This window comes from Martinezella paranaensis (assembly GCF_014200235.1).
GTDB classification, from domain to species: domain Bacteria; phylum Pseudomonadota; class Alphaproteobacteria; order Rhizobiales; family Rhizobiaceae; genus Rhizobium; species Rhizobium paranaense.
The window spans coordinates 136138-154425 of sequence record NZ_JACHBI010000012.1; the positions used below are offsets into that span (position 1 = coordinate 136138).

Here is an 18288-nt window from a genome sequence, read left to right on the forward strand (position 1 = left end):
GCCTCAGGCCTCCTTGCTTTTCGCCTTAGCCATGATCCGCTCCAGATAGCCGAGCAGAAGTGCCGAGGCGACGAAAGCGAGGTGCATGATGGTCAGCCACATCAGCTTGGCGTTCTCGTATTGGGTGGCGTTGAGGAATATCTGCAGCAGGTGGATCGACGAGATGGCGACGATCGAAGAGGCAACCTTGATCTTGAGGCTGCCGGAATCGAGCTTGCCGAGGAAGGAGACTTCGTCATCGGCCTTGTCGAAGCGGCTGACGAAATTTTCGTAGCCTGAAATCATCACCATGACGATGAGGCTGGCCACCAGCGCGGCATCAATAAGGCCGAGAATGGCGAGAATCATGTCCGCCTCGTCATAGTCAAAGACGCCGGCGGCGACCTTCAGGAATTTGTAGCCGAACGAGACGGCATAGATCGCGAGCGAGGCAGCGAGGCCGAGATAGAAGATCACCAGAATCCAACGGCTGGAGAGAATGATGCGCTCGAGCAGTAGTTCCAGGGACTTCATGCCTTATCCTTTTCGTTCGTCCTGCAGATCGTCCGGGAAAATAGGTGCGCCGGCGCTTTGCTGCAAGGCAGCATGGTTGCAGGACCGACCGCAATATGCAGCTATTCACAGTGGATATTTATTGGGCTATCCCGACAGGGGGAATGCTTCCATGTTCAGGGCGGGAACAGGTGCTATGACAGCGGTGAAATCCGATATAGAAATCGCGCGCGCCGCGAAGAAATTGCCGATCGCCGAGATCGGCGCCAAGCTTGGCATTCCTGCCGAAGATCTTGCGCCCTACGGACATGACAAGGCGAAGATAGGGGCGAGGTTCATCGCTTCGAAAGCGGGCAACGCGGACGGCAAGCTGATCCTCGTCACTGCTATCAATCCGACGCCGGCCGGCGAGGGGAAGACGACGACCACCGTTGGCCTCGGCGACGGGCTGAATCGCATCGGCAAAAAGGCGATCGTCTGCGTGCGCGAGGCCTCGCTCGGACCTTGCTTTGGCGTGAAGGGCGGGGCGGCGGGCGGCGGCTACGCGCAGGTCATCCCGATGGAAGATATCAACCTGCACTTCACCGGCGATTTCCACGCTGTCACGGCGGCGCACAATCTTTTGGCCGCGCTGATCGACAATCATATCTATTGGGGCAACGAACAGAATATCGATGTCCGTCGCATCACCTGGCGCCGCGCCATGGACATGAACGACCGGGCGTTGCGCGATATCGTCACCTCGCTCGGCGGCGTGGCCAATGGTTTTCCGCGCGAGGGCGGTTTCGACATCACCGTCGCCTCCGAGGTCATGGCGATCCTTTGTTTGGCTGCCGATCTGAAGGACCTGGAAAAGCGGCTCGGCAACATCATCATCGGTTATCGCCGCGACCGCACGCCGGTCTATGCCCGCGACCTCAAGGCGGATGGGGCAATGGCGGTGCTGCTCAAGGATGCGATGCAACCGAACCTAGTGCAGACGCTGGAAAACAATCCGGCTTTGGTGCATGGCGGCCCCTTCGCCAACATCGCCCATGGCTGCAATTCTGTGATCGCTACGCGCACGGCGCTGAAGCTTGGCGACTATGTCGTGACCGAGGCGGGCTTCGGCGCCGATCTCGGCGCGGAAAAGTTCTTCGACATCAAGTGCCGTAAGGCCGGGCTTTCGCCGGATGCGGCTGTTATCGTCGCGACGGTCCGGGCACTGAAGATGAATGGCGGTGTCAGGAGGGAAGATCTCGGCCAGGAGAACGTCGGAGCCCTTCTGAAAGGCTGCGCCAATCTCGGGCGGCACGTCGCCAATGTCCGCAAATTCGGCGTGCCGGTCGTTGTTGCCATCAATCACTTCATTTCGGATACGGATGCGGAAGTCGAGGCGTTGAAGAATTACGTGGCGCGGCTTGGTGCCGAGGCGATCCTTTGCCGCCACTGGGCCGAGGGATCGGCGGGGATCGAAGAGCTTGCCTACAAGGTGGTCGAGCTTGCCGAATCCGGCCAGGCGAAATTCCAGCCGCTCTATCCTGACAACCTCTCCCTGCTTGAAAAGATCGAGATCGTCGCTTCGAAGATCTACCATGCCGGCGAGGTGACCGCCGACAAGGCCGTGCGCGATCAGCTCCGTTCCTGGGAAGATCAGGGTTACGGCCATTTGCCGGTCTGCATGGCGAAGACACAATATTCCTTCTCAACGGACCCGAACATCCGCGGCGCGCCGGAGGGGCATATCGTGCCAGTCCGCGAAGTGCGCCTCTCGGCCGGCGCCGGCTTTGTCGTCGTTATCACCGGCGAGATCATGACCATGCCAGGCCTGCCGAAATCCCCGGCGGCAGAGCGGATTTTCCTCAATGATCAGGGATATATCGAGGGATTGTTTTAAGTTCCGATTCCGGTGCAACTGGGGAGCCGGAGGGTCAGAACTTTGTTGGCCAGCGCCGAGAGCTGACCGAGCCGCGCCAGCTCCCCTAAGCGGGCCAAAGCCCGACGCTCAGTGGCAATATCGGAACTCGCCGTTCCTCTTCAGCACGTCCAGATGGAAATGCGTCTCGTGTGCAGCGTCGCTGTCCGGGTCGAGGACGGTTGTGAAATAGAGGCAGGCGGAGGCACTGGCGCTGCGTTGGAACGCACCTGTCAGGGTCGGATCTTCGTGGCGGGGCTCGATGCCGACGGTCTCGCCGTTTTCGAAGGTGAAGCTGGCGATGTCGATGGCATTGCCGCGGGCATGTTCCGAGATCTTGCCGGTGGTGGCGTTATTGCGCAGGCGGCAGATATAGGTCGAGGCCTGGTTGAGCGCGGTAATTCGGCCATTGTCCTTCAGCGCAGTTGCGGCGGCGGGGATCACGCTCTCTTTCATCCAGTGGGCAAGCGCCAAGGCGGCCGCGCAGCGCATCGTGCCTTCCGGCTTCAGCTTGATATCCGGCAGCGGTTCGGAGAGGGCAATCGGCTTGTCGATGCCGCAGCCGTTGCCGTCATCGATGCGGGGAATGTCCTTGAACACCGCACCCATGGCGCTCAATTCTTTAAGACAGGCTTGATGCTCTTCGTCCGATTCCGCTGCGACGGTTAGCGGCGGCTTGGGCGGCCCTTGCATTTCCCCGTCGGTCGGTTGGGTCTCGGCCGGTTGGGTCTCGGAAGTCTCCGGTTTTTGTGCCGGTATCGGCGGCTCAGTAGGCGATTGAGTTTGTTCGCTATCCGGCTTGGACTGGGGCATAGGGCCGGTTTCGGGGAGGGAGGCTGCCGTCAACATGGCGACGGCGATCGTGACGGAGATGATCCGGAGCAGCATCAAGTATTTCACCCATTTCTAATAGCAACGCCGGGAGAACGCTCGATGCAGCGATTTCGTTGCAATTCAGCAACTTTATCGGTCATGTTTTAAACATGACAATTTTATTCATAATTATATCAACTGGATATATTGACAATAATAGTCATGTTTTTTATGCGGCAGAAAGAAGGCGGAAATTGCTCCGCTTCGTTCAACGAAAAGAACCCAGCCAGCCCCTTGCGTGCGTCAGAAGGCACCAACCAGCCAGCCCGGTGAAGCAATTCGAAAGGAATGGTTATGGTTGTCCGGCGATCCCGCTCGGTTCTCTTGGCGTGCACGGCGTTTCTGGCCCTCGGGCTCGGCACGGCCTCTTATGCGCAGACGGCAAATCAGAATGATGCGACCGCAGACGGAGCGGCGGCGAAGAGCGGCCGCGCAACGGAGTTGAAGCCGATCGTGGTCAAGGGGAAAGCGTCGAAAGACGTGCTCGCCGACTCGCCGACGACCACTGAGACGACGGCAAAGGAAATCGACGATAATCAGATTACCCGTATCGAGGACCTTGGCCGTAGCACCGAAGTCGGCGTTGGCTTCGACCGCACCAGCGGCAGCATCAATATTCGCGGCCTCGAAGACGACCGCGTGCTGACGACGATCGACGGCATCGAGGTCCCGTTCCTGCTCGACGGCGCTCGCGCTGCGGACGGCGGCGTCAACAGCTTCGACTTCAATACGCTTTCGACGGTCGACGTCGTGCGCGGCGCCGATTCCAGCCGCGCTGGTTCCGGTGCTCTTGGCGGCGCTTTCGTGTTGCGCACGCTGGAGCCGGAGGATCTGATCACGCCTGGTTCGACCTGGGGCGGCGTCTTCAAACTCGGCTACAACGGCGATGACCGCAGCGTCGGCGGCTCGGCCGCAGTTGCCAAGCGCATCGACAATACTGCCGTTCTTTTCGAGGGCGGATACACGCACGGACATGAGCTGGAAAACAACGGCGATGTCGGCGGCTACTCCACCAAGCGCACCGAGGCCGATCCGGCCAACTACAACCAGCGCAATGGCCTCTTCAAGATCCGCCAATATACCGATGTCGGAACTTTTGGCATTACGGCCGAACACTACAATAAAGATACAGATATCGATGCCATGCATCTGCAGAGCCCGACCGGAAACTTCCGGCCTGGCAACTACGATACGACCGACAATATCGAACGCAACCGCCTGTCGCTCGATTATAAATACGAGGCCGATAGCGCCGACTCGCTGGTCGACACCGCCAATGCGGTCTTCTACTGGCAGAACCTGATGCGCGAGAACGGCGCCGAGGGTTATCGTTATACCTCCGTCATCGGCGATTATTGGCGCCGCAACGAGGTCGAGGATCGCAGCATCGGCTTCAACGGCAATGCGTCGAAGTCCTTCGATACCGGCAGCCTGCATCACAACGTCACCTTCGGCCTCGACGTCGCCTTCACCAAGACGCATCAATATTCAGCCGGCGGCGATAGCTGCAACCTTCCTCGTTGGGCCGCTTCTTGCGCATTCCTGCACACCAACCAGTCTGATATGCCTGATGTCGACGGCAAGCGCGTCGGCGCCTTCATCGACGACAAGATCGAAATCGGCTCCAGCAGCTTTTCGCTGACGCCGGGCCTGCGCTTCGACTGGTATGACTACTCGCCAAAGAATACCGACGCTTATCGCGACAGCGCCAACTATTCCGGCCTGCCGTCCGGACAGTCCGACACCCGCTTCTCGCCGAAGCTGCGTGCGGCATACCAGCCGCAGAACAATGTCGAGCTTTATGCGCAATGGGCCATGGGCTTCCGCGCGCCGAATGTCAGCGAACTCTACCTGAATTACGGCGTGCCCGGCGGCTATGTCAGCTACGGCAATCCCGATCTGAAGCCGGAGACCAGCAACGGCGTCGAAATCGGCGCGAACCTCGGCGATGATGATTTCGGCGGCCATATCGGCGGCTTCTACAACAAGTATAAGAACTTCATCGACAGCGAGACTTCCGTCGATCCGACGCGTACTTACCCGTTGGGGATTACCGAATACTTCAACCGCGACAACGTCCGCATCTTCGGCGTCGAGGTCAATGCGCACAAGAAGTTCGACAATGGCATTCATATCAAGGGCTCGCTTGCCTATGCCAATGGCAAGGACTCCGATACCGGCGAATGGCTCGATTCCGTCGCTCCGGCAAAGGCGGCCTTCACCGTCGGCTATGCCACCGAGATCTGGGGTACGGATCTGACCTTCATCACCGCGACGAGCGAGCCGAAGAAGGATGGCGACAGCTTCCGCACGCCGGGTTACGGCATCTTCGACCTGACGGGATGGTGGGAACCGGAGCAGGTGAAAGGCCTGACGTTGCGGGCAGGGGTCTATAATATCTTCAACAAGACCTATTACGACGCACTGAACGTCGCCTCGACCAGTCTGACGCAACCGCATGAGTTCTATTCGGAGCCTGGCCGGACCTTCAAGCTGACGCTGACGCAGAAGTTCTAAGCGATCTCATCGTGATGACAGGGAGGGCGATGCTTCGGCATCGCCCTTTTTCCTGAGCATTTTTGGGGAAGCTGACGCATAAACATGCTCGGCTTCGCCTTCCTGAACGCCTGCCTGCGAATGCCGCGCGATTGTCTATCGCAGCGTTCAATGCTATCAAGGCGGCTCAACCGATTGAGAGAGGAGGGCCGCATGATGACGTTTGTCTGGCGTAATCGCCAGTTCGGTCCGACTCATGCCCTGCAAACGCGTTTGCAGGGCTGATCAGAGGCTGTCACTCACTCATTTCCTTCTGGTCTGCCCCTGTTGGGTAACGCAGCGCTGAGCTTTTGTGTTCGCGCGGCTGCGTCATGACAGTTTACCGAGCAAAGAGCCGAACATACGGCCGGTAACACCTGCATCCCATGGCGATAAGGCGCCTTGGATCGATGGACGGTGGCTTGCTTGGGTCAGACCGGAAAAGACCATGACTCTGATCAATCTCCGCAATTTTGGCATTACCTTGGGTGTGCCGCTCATCTCCAATCTCAATTTCACCGTGGGTGCCGGCGACCGTATAGGCATCGTTGCTGCCAATGGCAGGGGTAAATCCAGCCTGCTCAATTGCATCGCCGGCCGGCTGGAGCCGACAGCGGGCGACGTTACCCGCTCGCGCGGCCTTCGGGTCGGCTATGTCGAGCAGAATGTGCCGGCCGATCTGGCTGCTATCTCTTTCTACGATGCGGTTCTCCGTGCTCTGCCGGCCGAACAAGCCGAGAGCGAGGGCTGGCGCGTCGACGTCAGTTTGGATTCGCTCGACGTGCCGCAGGTGCTGCGGGAGAGGGCACTTGCGGAGCTTAGTGGCGGTTGGCAGCGGCTGGCCATGCTCGCCCGTGTTTGGGTGACGGAGCCGGATGTCCTGCTGCTGGACGAGCCGACCAACCACCTCGATCTCGCGAAGATCGCGCTGCTGGAAGATTGGTTGAACGCTCTGCCACGCGATGTGCCGGTGTTGATCGCGAGCCACGACCGCGCCATTCTCGATGCCGTCACCAACCGCACCCTGTTCCTGCGCCAGGAGCAATCGGTGGACTACGCCTTGCCGTATGGCCGGGCACGGGCTGCGCTGGACGAGGCCGACGCTTCGGATGAGCGGCGTTACCAGAAGGACATGAAGACGGCGCAGCAATTGCGCAAGCAGGCAGCCAAGCTCAACAATCTCGGCATCAATTCCGGCAGCGACCTGCTGACGGTCAAGACGAAACAGCTCAAGGCGCGCGCCGAGCGCCTGGAGGATGCGGCACGGCCGGGTCATCAGGAGCGTTCGTCCGGTGCGATCAAGCTCGCCAATCGCGGCATTCAGGCGAAGATATTGGTGACGCTCGATGATGCCTGCGTCGAGACACCGGATGGCACATTGTTGTTCAAGACCGGCAAACGCTGGATCTGCCAGGGTGATCGCATCGTCCTGCTTGGCCAAAATGGGGCAGGCAAGACCCGGCTTGTCGAGATGATCCACAAAGCCATTGCCGATCAGAGCGCATCGGGGGCAATCCGGGCAACGCCATCGCTGGCGCTAGGCTATAGCGATCAGGCGCTCTCGCATCTCGGTCATGACGACACCCCGCTCGGCGTGATCACGCGGCTGTTCGAACTCGGCGAACAGCGGGCGCGCACGCTGCTTGCTGGCGCCGGTATGGGCGTCGACATGCAGGGCCGGGCCATCGGCAGGCTTTCGGGTGGTCAGAAGGCGCGATTGTCCATGCTGGTGCTGCGATTGACCGATCCTAACTTCTACCTACTGGACGAACCGACCAACCATCTCGATATCGATGGGCAGGAGGCGCTGGAGGGCGAGTTGATGACGCAAGAGGCAAGCTGCCTGCTCGTCTCCCACGACCGCAGCTTCGTCCGCGCCATCGGCAATCGCTTCTGGCTGATTGAGAAGAAGCGGCTGACGGAAGTGGAGGGGCCGGAGGAGTTCTTCGAGGCGGCCAGGAGGTAGGAATAAGAGGTAGGGTAAGGCGATCGGATCGGCAGCGAGCATCGACTGTGAACGCATCTACAGCTTTGAGTTGACAGCGAGAAATATCAGCATACAGAATGCAACCGACATTTCATGAAGGTGCAACTTGACGAGCTTGATTCTGAACGATCGCCTGAACCGCCCTGCATACTGGATGTTCATCTGCATATTTTTAGGATTTCGGGTCGGAGCCGTTGTTCTGAGCGAGATGGGTTACACTTCCGATCTCTTACGTCATATGGACTTCATCCTCTTCTTCGTCGCGTCCGTGATGGGCGCACGACTACGGGATTTTGGATGGTCAGCCTTTTGGGGTTGGGCGGGCGTGGCGTTGTTTAGTTTCGTTTTTCCCGTTGGAATAATAGCGATACTAAAGCCGGCGATATTGCCGAATGGATGGGTGGATGGTCCCGCTGGGGGCTATATTACCTTATTTGACACACTTCCGTTCCTTGCTTTGGTCACAGTTGTGGGGCTTCCGCCAAGCGATCCGGATAGCAAATATAGAATGCCGTCGCGGTATAACATAGTTGTATCGGAATCCACGCAGCAATTTGCGCGGCGCTGGATTTTGCCGCCACTGTCTATTTTCAGACGACGTGTGAACCGCTCCGCCTATTGGGCAGGCCTGGTGTTCGTCTTTGCGGTTCTTTTCGCGCGAGCGGCGGCTGAGGGGGGCAACAATGGGGATACCGCATGGGGACTTCCGCTATTCGTTCTGGCAGTTGCTATCGCGGCAACGCTTGTTGCGGCGCGGCTGCGCGATTTCGGGTGGTCTGGCTTCTGGGGATGGAGCGTCATTGTCGGCTTGAGTTTTGTTATTCCACTGGCGATGTTTTCGCTTATCGGGGTGGACCAGATGTCTAGTTTGCCATCCTACGCGACTTCAGGACCGATACTTCTTTGTTTAGTTATGATCATCGCTGTTGGCATTCCAAGGGGAAATGCCGATGCCAACAAATATGGACCGCCCTTCCGTTGGAGAAAAAACAAGGCGGTTGCGTAATCCTGAGATTGCGGCTTGCGCATCATCTCGTCTCACGCTAACAATTCCCTCATGAACATGTCCTTGAACAATATTGCAGTTTGGTGGTGGGCACGCTGAGGCGGCCTCGACCAATCGTGTTCAAAGACGACGAGTGAGCCGCCCGAGATTTCGAGGCGGCTTTTTTGTTATAAAGGCCGCCTGTCATCCGGGCCCGACAACGGAGTGAGGAACAATGGTAACGATCCTTCGGGATGATGGTGCGGAAATCTACGAGACGAAGGGTGGCATCACCGTCACCCGGCAACGCCGGCCGACTCCCTATGCGGATGCGGTTTCGTCCTATATCGACAAGCTCGATGAGCGCCGTGGCGCGGTCTTCTCGTCGAACTACGAATATCCCGGCCGCTACACCCGTTGGGATACCGCCATCGTCGATCCGCTGCTCGGTTTGTCCTGCAATGGGCGCAATGTCTGGATCGAGGCCTATAATGAGCGTGGCGAGGTCATTCTCGGTTTCATCGCTGAAAAGCTGAAGACGGTTTCCGAACTGGTGCTTGGCGCTTCGACAGAACGCCGGCTTGACCTGACGGTAAAGACGCCGGATCGCGTCTTTACCGAGGAAGAGCGCTCGAAGACCCCGACGGTCTTCACGGTGCTACGCGCGGTCACTGATCTCTTCTATTCGCAGGCCGATGCCAGCATCGGCTTCTACGGCGCCTTCGGCTACGATCTGGCGTTCCAGTTCGACGCGATCAGCCTGAAGCTCGAGCGTCCTGATGACCAGCGCGACATGGTGCTCTATCTGCCGGACGAGATTCTGGTGGTCGACAACTATTCCGCCAAGGCCTGGATCGATCGTTACGATTTTGCCAAGGGAGGCGTCACTACCGAAGGCAAGTCCGGCGAGATCGCTGCCGAGCCCTTCCGCCACACCAATACCATTCCGCCGAAGAGCGATCATCGCCCCGGCGAATATGCCGAGCTGGTGGTCAAGGCGAAGGAGAGCTTCCGCAAGGGCGATCTTTTTGAAGTCGTGCCCGGCCAGAAGTTCATGGAGCGCTGCGAGAGCAAGCCATCCGATATTTCCAAGCGCTTGAAGGCGATCAATCCGTCGCCCTATTCCTTCTTCATCAATCTCGGCAATCAGGAATATCTCGTCGGCGCTTCGCCTGAGATGTTCGTGCGCGTGTCCGGCCGCCGCATCGAGACCTGCCCGATTTCGGGTACGATCAAGCGCGGAGACGATCCGATTGCCGACAGCGAGCAGATCCTGAAGCTCCTGAACTCCAAGAAGGACGAGTCCGAGCTGACCATGTGCTCCGACGTTGACCGCAACGACAAGAGCCGTGTCTGCGAGCCGGGTTCGGTCAAGGTCATCGGCCGCCGCCAGATCGAGATGTATTCGCGCCTGATCCACACGGTTGACCATATCGAAGGCCGCCTGCGCGACGACATGGATGCTTTTGACGGCTTCCTCAGCCACGCCTGGGCTGTCACCGTCACCGGCGCGCCGAAGCTCTGGGCCATGCGCTTCATCGAGAGCCATGAAAAGAGCCCGCGCGCATGGTACGGCGGTGCGATCGGCATGGTCGGCTTCAATGGCGACATGAACACCGGCCTGACGCTGCGTACCGTCCGCATCAAGGACGGCATTGCCGAAGTGCGTGCCGGCGCAACTCTGCTCAACGACTCGATTCCCGAGGAAGAAGAAGCCGAAACCGAACTGAAGGCCTCTGCCATGCTTTCCGCCATCCGTGATGCCAAGACCGGCAATTCCGGCAAACAGCAACGTGACGTCGCCTCCGTGGGCAAGGGTGTGAAGATCCTGCTCGTCGACCACGAAGACAGCTTCGTGCACACGCTCGCCAATTATTTCCGCCAGACGGGTGCCACGGTTTCGACCGTGCGCACGCCGGTGCCGGAAGAGGTCTTCGACCGGCTTGATCCGGATCTGGTCGTGCTGTCGCCGGGTCCCGGTAATCCGAAGGACTTCGATTGCAAGGCGACCATCAAGAAGGCGAGGGCGCGCAACCTGCCGATCTTCGGCGTCTGCCTGGGTCTGCAGGCGCTCGCCGAGGCCTATGGCGGCGAGCTGCGCCATCTTGCGGTTCCGATGCATGGCAAGCCATCACGCATCCGCGTGCTGGAGCCGGGACTCGTCTTCTCGGGTCTTGGCCGCGAGGTTACGGTCGGCCGCTATCATTCGATCTTCGCCGATCCGTCGAGCCTGCCGCGTGACTTCATGATCACGGCCGAAAGCGAAGACGGCACGATCATGGGCATCGAGCACGTCAAGGAGCCGATTGCGGCTGTACAGTTCCACCCGGAATCGATCATGACGCTTGGTGGCGACGCCGGCATGCGGATGATCGAGAATGTCGTAGCGCATCTGGCGCGGCGGGTGAAGACGAAGGCTGCGTGAGGCGAGAACCGTTAGCCGTCGAGTTCGAACGCCCCTATGCACTCGGAAAAAGTGCATAGGGGTGTTTTTTGCCTTGAAAGAGCCAACAAACCGCTGAAGACATTCGATGTTGGCGGGGGCTTTCGGTCGGTGATCTCAAGGATATTCAAGGGCGTCTTTTTCGCCGTGCTTGCGGTTGTGGCGATCGCAGGTCTCGGCATCGTTGCGCCGCGGCCGCTTTGGCATGACGGGCAGGCGGCAAGAGCCGAGCGGTCGCAACATATCCTCGTGCTCAGCAATCCCATCCATACGGATATCGCCATACCGGTCGATGGCGATCTCATCTCCCGTTTCGCATTCCTGCGGACAGCGGGGCTTGATCTCGATAATCCGAATGTGCGCTATCTCGTTTTCGGCTGGGGCGGCCGGAGTTTCTATACGGAGACGCGAACTTGGGCTGATTTGAAGGCTGGCCCTGTCTTGAAAAGCTTCACTCTGGATCGTGCCGTCATCCACGCCGAGCTGGCGGGCGAGATTCCGGCGGATGCTCCTGATGTCACGGCCATCAGCATCGATACCGAGGGGCTGGAGCGGCTCAAACGGTTCATTCTCGGCAGTTTCGAGCAAACGAATAACCAGCCGAGCCCGTTGATTGGCAGCAATTACGGACCGAATGATGCGTTCTTCGAGGCGCGGGGATATTTCAACGCGCTCACGGGATGCAATACCTGGACAGCCGCCGGGTTGAGGCAGGCGGGATTGACTTCGGGCTTATGGACGGCGCTGCCTTGGACGCTGCGGCTGTCACTCAGCCTGCACAACGATCGCGACCGTTTTGCATCCACTCAGGCGGAGTAGCGCGGATCAAGGCTGCTCAGAAAGCGTCCTGATCATCCTGCCAACATTCCTCGAAAATCAGCTTGTCGAGCGACAGGCGATCGCGCCAACCTTTCACGGCAAGCTCGGGCATATCGTAGAGTTCATCGACGTAGCCGACGCATAGCCATGCGACGATTTTGACATGCTCGGGTATGTTCAGGATGCTCTTGATCGCGTCCTCGTGAAAAATGCTTACCCAACCGACACCGACACCCTCGGCCCGCGCGGCCAGCCAGAGATTTTGAACGGCGCAGACCGTCGAATAAACGTCCGTCGCCGGATTGTGCGTCCGCCCGAGCACGACAGGCCCGCCGCGCTTGGTATCACAGGTGATGCAGATGCTGAGGGGCGCCTTGCGAATGCCTTCGAGCTTCAGTCGCTGATATTGTGCGCGGCGATCGCCTTCGAACATGAGGCAGGCTTCTTCATTGGCCTGATGAAATGCCTTCCAGACGCGCTCGCGCGTCTCCTGCTGGCGGATCAGGAGGAAATTCCATGGCTGCATGAAACCGACCGACGGCGCACGATGAGCTGCTTCGAGCAGCCGTCTCACAAGATCGTCGGGTAGCGGGTCGGAGCGGAACTGATCGCGCACGTCGCGGCGGGTTTCGATAGCACGGTAGACGGCAGCGCGCTCCGCTTCGGAGAAGGCGCATGCCGCGATCAGATGATCCGCTTCTTTGGGTGGCACATCTGCGACCGAAGCTGCGTTGTGCGAATGGGAGGGATCATCAAAAGAAGGCATGTTCCACCGTGGATTTGGAGGTAGCGGCGACGTTTCGTGGCGGAATGCCGTTCGCTGGGGCGTTATCGGTCGACCTATAGCTTAGTGCATGCTCGCACGGGAAGGTGCCATCATGATTTTCACAGGCAAGCATATGACCTGCCGGCCATCATCTTTGTCGCATCATCGTCTTTCAGCGGCAGCTTTGCGGCCCGACTTTGTTTAACCGGGCTATTTGGGATAAATTGTGATGCGCGAGGCCCAAGCCGTCCTTTGACAAACGGTGCGTTCTGCATCATATGAACGCCAATTGAGCCGCCTGCGCGAATTTCGCGCGGGCGGTTTTGCATTTGAATGGCGCGGTTTTTGCAATTCGTTCGCATATGCAGGGCGCGCGCATCCGCATTGGAGAAACGCATGAACGGACAGGGCAACCAGACGATACGGCAACTGGCCCTCTGGGGCATTCCGCTATCGCTCGGCGTCTTGGCGCTGAAGATGCTCGCCTGGTGGGTGACGGGCTCCGTGGCGCTGTTGTCGGACGCCCTGGAATCCCTCGTCAATGTCGTGGCCGCTTTCATCGCTTTCTTCGTCATCCGCTATGCGCAGAAGCCGGCGGATCACGATCATCCCTTCGGCCACCACAAGGCGGAATATCTTTCGGCCGTCACAGAAGGCGCGATGATCATCGTCGCTGCGCTGATGATTGTGCAGGAGGCGATGGGGCATTTGAGCAATCCTCAGCCGTTGCAGGCGCCCGTCCTCGGCCTCGCCATCAACTTTGCCGCCGGTGTCATCAATGCGATCTGGGCGCTGACCTTGATCCGGGCAGGGCGCGAGCATCGCTCGCCGGCGCTGACGGCGGATGGGCAGCACATCATGTCCGATGTCTATACTTCCATCGGCGTGTTGTTCGGCCTGCTGCTGGCGCTGGGCACCGGCTACCCGATATTCGACCCGGTGCTTGCTATTCTCGTCGCCGTCAACATTCTCTATCAGGGCTGGAAGGTCGTCTCCAATTCCATCGACGGGCTGATGGACAAGGCCGTCCTACCGGAAGAGGAAGCGGTGATCAAAGAGGCGATCGCGACGCATGCCAACGGCTCGCTCGGCGTGCACGATCTGAAGACGCGCCGGGCGGGCGCCGTCACCTTTGTCGATTTCCACCTCGTTGTACCCGCGGCCATGCCTGTCCGCGAGGCACATCGCATCTGCGACCGCCTTGAAGACGCCATACGGGCGATCCATGCGGGCGCGGAAATAACCATTCACGTGGAGCCCGAGGGCGAGAAGGCCCATGGCATCCGCGTCAAAGTGATCAAGGAGATCTAAGATGCCTACAACCGATGTTTCCGGTCTGTCGATGCTCGGCAGTCAGACCGAAACGGCTGCGAACCCCGAAGCCGCCGTTCTCGAAAAAGTGCCGTCCGGCCATGCCGGCACGGACTACGTCGTGCGCTTCACCGCTCCGGAATTCACCTCGCTCTGCCCTATGACGGGTCAGCCGGATTTTGCCCATATCGTCATTGACTACATTCCGAACGAGTGGTTGGTGGAATCGAAGTCGCTGAAGCTCTTCCTGCATTCCTTCCGCAACCACGGCGCTTTCCACGAGGATTGCTCGATCTACATCGCCAAGCGGCTGGTCGAACTGCTGGAGCCGAAATGGCTGCGCATCGGTGCCTATTGGTATCCCCGAGGCGGTATCCCGATCGATGTGTTCTGGCAGACGGGAAAGGCACCGGAGGGTGTGTGGTTGCCGGATCAGGGCGTGCAGCCTTATCGTGGGCGCGGGTAAACTAAAAAGCCGCCATCCGAAGGGAGGCGGCTTTTTGCAATCAGAGACGATTGGCTTCAGGCAAATGAACTGTCGTCGCCGCCGTTGTCGGACGAGTCGTCGTAGTCATTGTCATTGTCGTCGTCCTGATCATTCGATGCGTAGTCGACATTGGTTTGACCATTATCGTTCTGGCCATTGCTGTCGTTGCCGAAATAATTGTTGTTGATGATCGTTTCCTGAACGGGCTGTTCGGCTGCATTGGCGGCCGTGCCGCCGAAGAGGCCGCCGAGACCACCGCCGGCGGTACCGCCGAGATGGGGGCTGAACAGGCTGGAGAGCGATTCCGCCAGCATGACGCCGCCGGCGACGCCGGCTGCCGTGCCGAGGGCACCGCGCAGGAAGCTGCCGCCTGCCGAGGGAGCGGCGGCCTGCGGGTTCCACGGGCCGCTTGGCTGTTGCTGGCCGCCCCACGGACCGGGCTGCGGAGCATTGCGGGCATAATCGTCATAGAGACGGCCCTGCTGCTGCGAATTACCGGCTTGCGGCCCCGGGCCACGCTGCGGCTGCTGCTGGCCACCGCCGAACAGCGAGCCGAGACCGCCGAGGAAGCCGCCGCTCTGGGGCTGCGGGTGATTGTCGGCGCCCTGCTGTTCCAGTTCGCGCACGCGCGCTTCGAGCTGCTGGATGCGGTCAGCGGCAGCCTTCATGCCCTGTTCCTGCATGAGCACAGCTTGTGCGAGGAAATAAGGCGCATAGGGCTGATCGCGAACCGACTGATTGATGAAGGCCTCCGCATCTGCATCGCGCTGAGTGCTGGCCGTAGCGCGGACGCGATCGAAGAGGGACGCGAGCAGTTGACGTTCTTCAGGCGACATGATGGCCTCCTTGGCTATCTGTTGCTGCAAATTCGGGGCGCGATTCTCGCGCTTACCTGACGTAGGATGGAATTCCGGCTTTTCAAAGCCGCTTCAAGTTACAATTCGGTAATCCGCAACCATAACGCCATGCTTTCCCAGGCTATTCGCGCCTTGCCTTTTTCCGGCATTGTTTTACGCATTGAGTCGCACTATGTGCGGTAGGACACATCTGCTGGAGACTTGCGAATGAACGACGAAGACGAACAGGAAGAAAAGACGAAAGAGCTGCCCTTGGGCAAGGACGCGGAGGCGAATCTTTTCAAATCGCGCTCGATCTTCATCTATGGCGGCATTACGCAGGAACTGGCGCAGAAGGTCTGCTCGCAGCTCGTGGCGCTTGCCGCGGCCAGCGATGAGGATATCCGAATCTACGTGAATTCGCCTGGCGGCCACGTCGAATCCGGCGATTCCATTCACGACATGATCAAGTTCATCAAGCCGAAGGTCTGGATGATTGGTTCCGGTTGGGTCGCTTCTGCGGGCGCGCTGATCTACGTGGCAGCCCCCAAGGAGCGCCGCATCTGCCTGCCGAACACCCGCTTCCTGCTGCACCAACCGTCCGGCGGCACGCGCGGTATGGCTTCCGACATCGAAATTCAGGCTCGCGAGATCATCAAGATGAACGAGCGCCTGAATAAGATCTTCTCGGAAGCGACCGGCCAGCCCGTCGAGCGCATCGCCAAGGATACGGACCGTGACTACTGGCTGTCTGCGGAAGAAGCCAAGGCTTATGGCCTGGTTTCCCGGATCGTGACGTCGCAGGCCGACATCTAAGCGAAGGCTTTTGCTGAGTTAAGGCGCCCTTGCTTGCCGAAAGGCAGGCGAGGGCGTTTTGCGTTGCCGGGTAGCGGAAGTTGCGATGGTGATGCGCTATGGCCGAACTTGCTATTCCTCGTCGCGGGATGCCAGTGACGCTCCGGGAATATAAAGCGAAATCGGTCTGATTTCGTAGACCGCGGTCGGATTGACGCGGCGGAGGTCGCGCGCTGCCGCAACTGCCGCCTCAAGCGTTGGAAAATCCACAACATAGAAGCCCAGCAATTGCTCCTTGGTCTCAGCAAAAGGGCCGTCAGTGACGATGCCGGCACCCTTGCCTCGCAGCGTCACGGCGCCTTGCGTCGAGCCAAGCCGTGCGGCGGGTCCCAAAGACTTCTCCTGAACGAGGCGATCATTGATCTGGAGAAGTTCGGTCATCAAGGCCGCATCTTCCTCCTTGGTCCAGGATTCGACCACACCCTCTTCGTGATAGGCCAGGATGGCGTAATACATAGATCGTTCCCCCTCTATGGATCTATCGGTTTCAGCCAATCGAGCTATCGGCTGGAGTTCAGAAACCTCTTAGTTGCATTTGACTACACAGGTTTGATGTTTGGTGCGCAATCCCTGTCTGTGCTCTTTTGTCAATCGAATGGCGCTCGGTTGGGTGGATTGCCTGATCTTCGCGAAACTGCACTTGCATGACCGACGCTTGAGATGCTCCATGCGCTTTCCATCGTACCCACGAGTCTCCAGCCGCTGCCATGCTCAAAGATTTCTCCGTTCAAAGCCTGTTCATGGGCTGTCTTACCGCCTTTGTCGGCTTTGCCAGTTCGTTCGCGGTCGTGCTGCATGGGCTGCAGGCGGTCGGTGCCACGGCTGCGCAGGCTGCGTCCGGGTTGACGGCCCTGTCGATCTCGATGGGCCTCTGCGCCATCGTGCTCAGCGTTGCGACAAAGCTGCCGATCAGCATTGCCTGGTCGACGCCGGGCGCGGCGCTCCTGGCGAGCGCCGGCGCCATTGAGGGCGGCTTTCCGGCGGCGGTCGGTGCGTTTCTCGTCTGTGCGGTGCTGATCGTGATTGCCGGCCTGTTCCGGCCGCTCGGGCGTGCCGTTGCCGCTATTCCGCCGGCGTTGGCGAATGCCATGCTTGCCGGCGTGTTGCTCGGGCTTTGCTTCGCACCGGTGAAGGCAATCGGCTTCAATCCCTGGCTCGGCCTGCCGATCATTATCGCCTGGATCGTCGTCGGCGCATTCAAGCGGCTCTGGGCCGTGCCGGCGGCGCTTGCTGCCTTCGCGCTGGTGCTGGCTTTCGGCGTGAAGGTGCCTGATGGAGCGCTGGCATCGCTGCAGCATTCGTTGCTGCCGAGCGTTGAACTGGTCAAACCGGCCTTCACCGCCGCCGGCCTCGTCTCCGTCGCACTGCCGCTCTTCATCGTCACCATGGCGTCGCAGAATATTCCGGGCATCGCGGTGCTGAAGGTTCACCATTATGATCCGAAGCCCGGTCCGCTCTTTGCCGTCACGGGCCTGTTTTCCCTGTTCAGCGCGCCCCTCGGCGGGCATGCCGTCAATCTTGCCGCGATCACCGCCGCCATGTGTGCGGGACAGGACGCCCATGCCGACCCGCAGCGGCGCTATTGGGCGGCGATTATTGCCGGGGTTGTTTACATCATCCTTGGGCTGCTCGCCGGTGCGGTCACCGCCTTCGTGGCGCTGGCGCCGCCGATCCTGATCGAAGCCGTCGCCGGGCTGGCGCTGGTTGGTGCATTGTCCAACTCGGCCATGAACGCTTTTCAAAAGGCAGAATCGCGCGAGGCGGCCGCAATCACTTTCCTCGTCACGGCATCGGGCGTTTCCTTCGCTGGCATCTCCGGCGCCTTCTGGGGGCTGGTCGCGGGAGGATTGATGATGGCACTGTCGCACATGGTGCAATTGCTGAAGAAATAAGCGAGGGGTTGCTTCTTTTTGACTGCACGGCTATAAGCGCGGGCATGAAGACGACTGGCGCGAAGATTTCCGAACAGATTGCACGTGGGCGCGTTGCCCTGCGTGACAATACG

At 59.5% G+C, this 18288-nt stretch carries 16 protein-coding genes; 10 read left to right on the forward strand and 6 right to left on the reverse strand.

What is annotated here, in order from left to right; genetic code table 11:
• Positions 1 to 3: 3 nt before the first annotated feature.
• Complete coding sequence (locus GGD50_RS24930) at positions 4 to 513, reverse strand: TIGR00645 family protein (RefSeq protein WP_107108708.1); 510 nt, start codon at positions 511 to 513, stop codon at positions 4 to 6.
• A 175-nt stretch (positions 514 to 688) separates the two neighbouring features.
• Between GGD50_RS24930 and GGD50_RS24935 the strand changes: the two genes are divergently transcribed.
• On the forward strand, positions 689 to 2368 hold the full coding sequence (locus GGD50_RS24935; protein ID WP_107108707.1) for a formate--tetrahydrofolate ligase: 1680 nt from the start codon (positions 689 to 691) through the stop codon (positions 2366 to 2368).
• Positions 2369 to 2476: 108 nt separating this feature from the next.
• Here the strand turns inward: GGD50_RS24935 and GGD50_RS24940 are convergent, their stop codons facing one another.
• Entirely contained in the window at positions 2477 to 3274 is a 798-nt protein-coding gene (locus GGD50_RS24940) for an extensin-like domain-containing protein (RefSeq protein ID WP_107108706.1), read from the reverse strand.
• A 279-nt stretch (positions 3275 to 3553) separates the two neighbouring features.
• Between GGD50_RS24940 and GGD50_RS24945 the strand changes: the two genes are divergently transcribed.
• From GGD50_RS24945 to GGD50_RS24965, 5 genes are all read left to right on the forward strand, one after another.
• Entirely contained in the window at positions 3554 to 5776 is a 2223-nt protein-coding gene (locus GGD50_RS24945; RefSeq protein WP_107108705.1) for a TonB-dependent hemoglobin/transferrin/lactoferrin family receptor, read from the forward strand.
• Positions 5777 to 6242: 466 nt separating this feature from the next.
• Positions 6243 to 7760, forward strand: coding sequence for an ABC-F family ATP-binding cassette domain-containing protein (locus tag GGD50_RS24950; protein ID WP_107108704.1), 1518 nt, complete (start codon positions 6243 to 6245; stop codon positions 7758 to 7760).
• 127 nt (positions 7761 to 7887) lie between these two features.
• Positions 7888 to 8787: a DUF805 domain-containing protein gene (locus GGD50_RS24955; protein ID WP_146143998.1), complete on the forward strand. Its 900-nt coding sequence runs from the start codon at positions 7888 to 7890 to the stop codon at positions 8785 to 8787.
• Between the two features lie 214 nt (positions 8788 to 9001).
• Positions 9002 to 11191: an anthranilate synthase gene (locus tag GGD50_RS24960; protein WP_107108702.1), complete on the forward strand. Its 2190-nt coding sequence runs from the start codon at positions 9002 to 9004 to the stop codon at positions 11189 to 11191.
• A 129-nt stretch (positions 11192 to 11320) separates the two neighbouring features.
• The gene (locus GGD50_RS24965; protein WP_245407487.1) at positions 11321 to 12028 is read left to right on the forward strand and encodes a TIGR02117 family protein; all 708 of its coding nucleotides are present in this window, start codon (positions 11321 to 11323) and stop codon (positions 12026 to 12028) included.
• A 16-nt stretch (positions 12029 to 12044) separates the two neighbouring features.
• On the opposite strand, the gene bluB is transcribed toward GGD50_RS24965, so the two are convergent.
• On the reverse strand, positions 12045 to 12794 hold the full coding sequence (gene bluB, locus GGD50_RS24970) for a 5,6-dimethylbenzimidazole synthase (RefSeq protein ID WP_245407486.1): 750 nt from the start codon (positions 12792 to 12794) through the stop codon (positions 12045 to 12047).
• Positions 12795 to 12913: 119 nt separating this feature from the next.
• Entirely contained in the window at positions 12914 to 13192 is a 279-nt protein-coding gene (locus GGD50_RS24975) for a hypothetical protein (protein WP_146143997.1), read from the reverse strand.
• Here GGD50_RS24975 and GGD50_RS24980 point away from each other — a divergent pair.
• Together GGD50_RS24980 and queF are read left to right on the forward strand one after the other, a co-directional pair.
• Positions 13191 to 14105 carry a cation diffusion facilitator family transporter gene (locus GGD50_RS24980; protein ID WP_107108700.1) on the forward strand — a complete coding sequence of 305 codons (915 nt, stop codon included), beginning with the start codon at positions 13191 to 13193 and terminating at the stop codon, positions 14103 to 14105. The two genes, GGD50_RS24975 and GGD50_RS24980, sit on opposite strands and share 2 nt — an antisense overlap.
• 1 nt (position 14106) lies before the next feature.
• On the forward strand, positions 14107 to 14571 hold the full coding sequence (queF, locus tag GGD50_RS24985; protein ID WP_107108699.1) for a preQ(1) synthase: 465 nt from the start codon (positions 14107 to 14109) through the stop codon (positions 14569 to 14571).
• Between the two features lie 56 nt (positions 14572 to 14627).
• Here queF and GGD50_RS24990 read toward each other — a convergent pair whose 3' ends face one another.
• Positions 14628 to 15428 (reverse strand): DUF2076 domain-containing protein, encoded by an 801-nt coding sequence (locus tag GGD50_RS24990; protein ID WP_107108698.1) that lies wholly within the window; start codon positions 15426 to 15428, stop codon positions 14628 to 14630.
• Between the two features lie 228 nt (positions 15429 to 15656).
• Here GGD50_RS24990 and GGD50_RS24995 point away from each other — a divergent pair, with 228 nt between their 5' ends.
• Positions 15657 to 16244 (forward strand): ATP-dependent Clp protease proteolytic subunit, encoded by a 588-nt coding sequence (locus GGD50_RS24995; protein ID WP_107108697.1) that lies wholly within the window; start codon positions 15657 to 15659, stop codon positions 16242 to 16244.
• Between the two features lie 111 nt (positions 16245 to 16355).
• On the opposite strand, the gene GGD50_RS25000 is transcribed toward GGD50_RS24995, so the two are convergent.
• Positions 16356 to 16739 carry a YciI family protein gene (locus GGD50_RS25000; RefSeq protein ID WP_107108696.1) on the reverse strand — a complete coding sequence of 128 codons (384 nt, stop codon included), beginning with the start codon at positions 16737 to 16739 and terminating at the stop codon, positions 16356 to 16358.
• Between the two features lie 251 nt (positions 16740 to 16990).
• Here GGD50_RS25000 and GGD50_RS25005 point away from each other — a divergent pair, with 251 nt between their 5' ends.
• Positions 16991 to 18175, forward strand: a complete 1185-nt coding sequence (locus tag GGD50_RS25005; protein ID WP_107108695.1) for a benzoate/H(+) symporter BenE family transporter — start codon at positions 16991 to 16993, stop codon at positions 18173 to 18175.
• Positions 18176 to 18288 lie beyond the last annotated feature (113 nt).

Coding starts and splice junctions, on each gene's coding strand:
- GGD50_RS24930 (WP_107108708.1), bottom strand. CDS start 513: ATGAAGTCCCTGGAACTACTGCTCGAGCGCATCATTCTCTCCAGCCGT.
- GGD50_RS24935 (WP_107108707.1), top strand. CDS start 689: ATGACAGCGGTGAAATCCGATATAGAAATCGCGCGCGCCGCGAAGAAA.
- GGD50_RS24940 (WP_107108706.1), bottom strand. CDS start 3,274: ATGCTGCTCCGGATCATCTCCGTCACGATCGCCGTCGCCATGTTGACG.
- GGD50_RS24945 (WP_107108705.1), top strand. CDS start 3,554: ATGGTTGTCCGGCGATCCCGCTCGGTTCTCTTGGCGTGCACGGCGTTT.
- GGD50_RS24950 (WP_107108704.1), top strand. CDS start 6,243: ATGACTCTGATCAATCTCCGCAATTTTGGCATTACCTTGGGTGTGCCG.
- GGD50_RS24960 (WP_107108702.1), top strand. CDS start 9,002: ATGGTAACGATCCTTCGGGATGATGGTGCGGAAATCTACGAGACGAAG.
- bluB (WP_245407486.1), bottom strand. CDS start 12,794: ATGCCTTCTTTTGATGATCCCTCCCATTCGCACAACGCAGCTTCGGTC.
- GGD50_RS24980 (WP_107108700.1), top strand. CDS start 13,191: ATGAACGGACAGGGCAACCAGACGATACGGCAACTGGCCCTCTGGGGC.
- GGD50_RS24975 (WP_146143997.1), bottom strand. CDS start 13,192: ATGCGTTTCTCCAATGCGGATGCGCGCGCCCTGCATATGCGAACGAAT.
- queF (WP_107108699.1), top strand. CDS start 14,107: ATGCCTACAACCGATGTTTCCGGTCTGTCGATGCTCGGCAGTCAGACC.
- GGD50_RS24990 (WP_107108698.1), bottom strand. CDS start 15,428: ATGTCGCCTGAAGAACGTCAACTGCTCGCGTCCCTCTTCGATCGCGTC.
- GGD50_RS24995 (WP_107108697.1), top strand. CDS start 15,657: ATGAACGACGAAGACGAACAGGAAGAAAAGACGAAAGAGCTGCCCTTG.
- GGD50_RS25000 (WP_107108696.1), bottom strand. CDS start 16,739: ATGTATTACGCCATCCTGGCCTATCACGAAGAGGGTGTGGTCGAATCC.
- GGD50_RS25005 (WP_107108695.1), top strand. CDS start 16,991: ATGCTCAAAGATTTCTCCGTTCAAAGCCTGTTCATGGGCTGTCTTACC.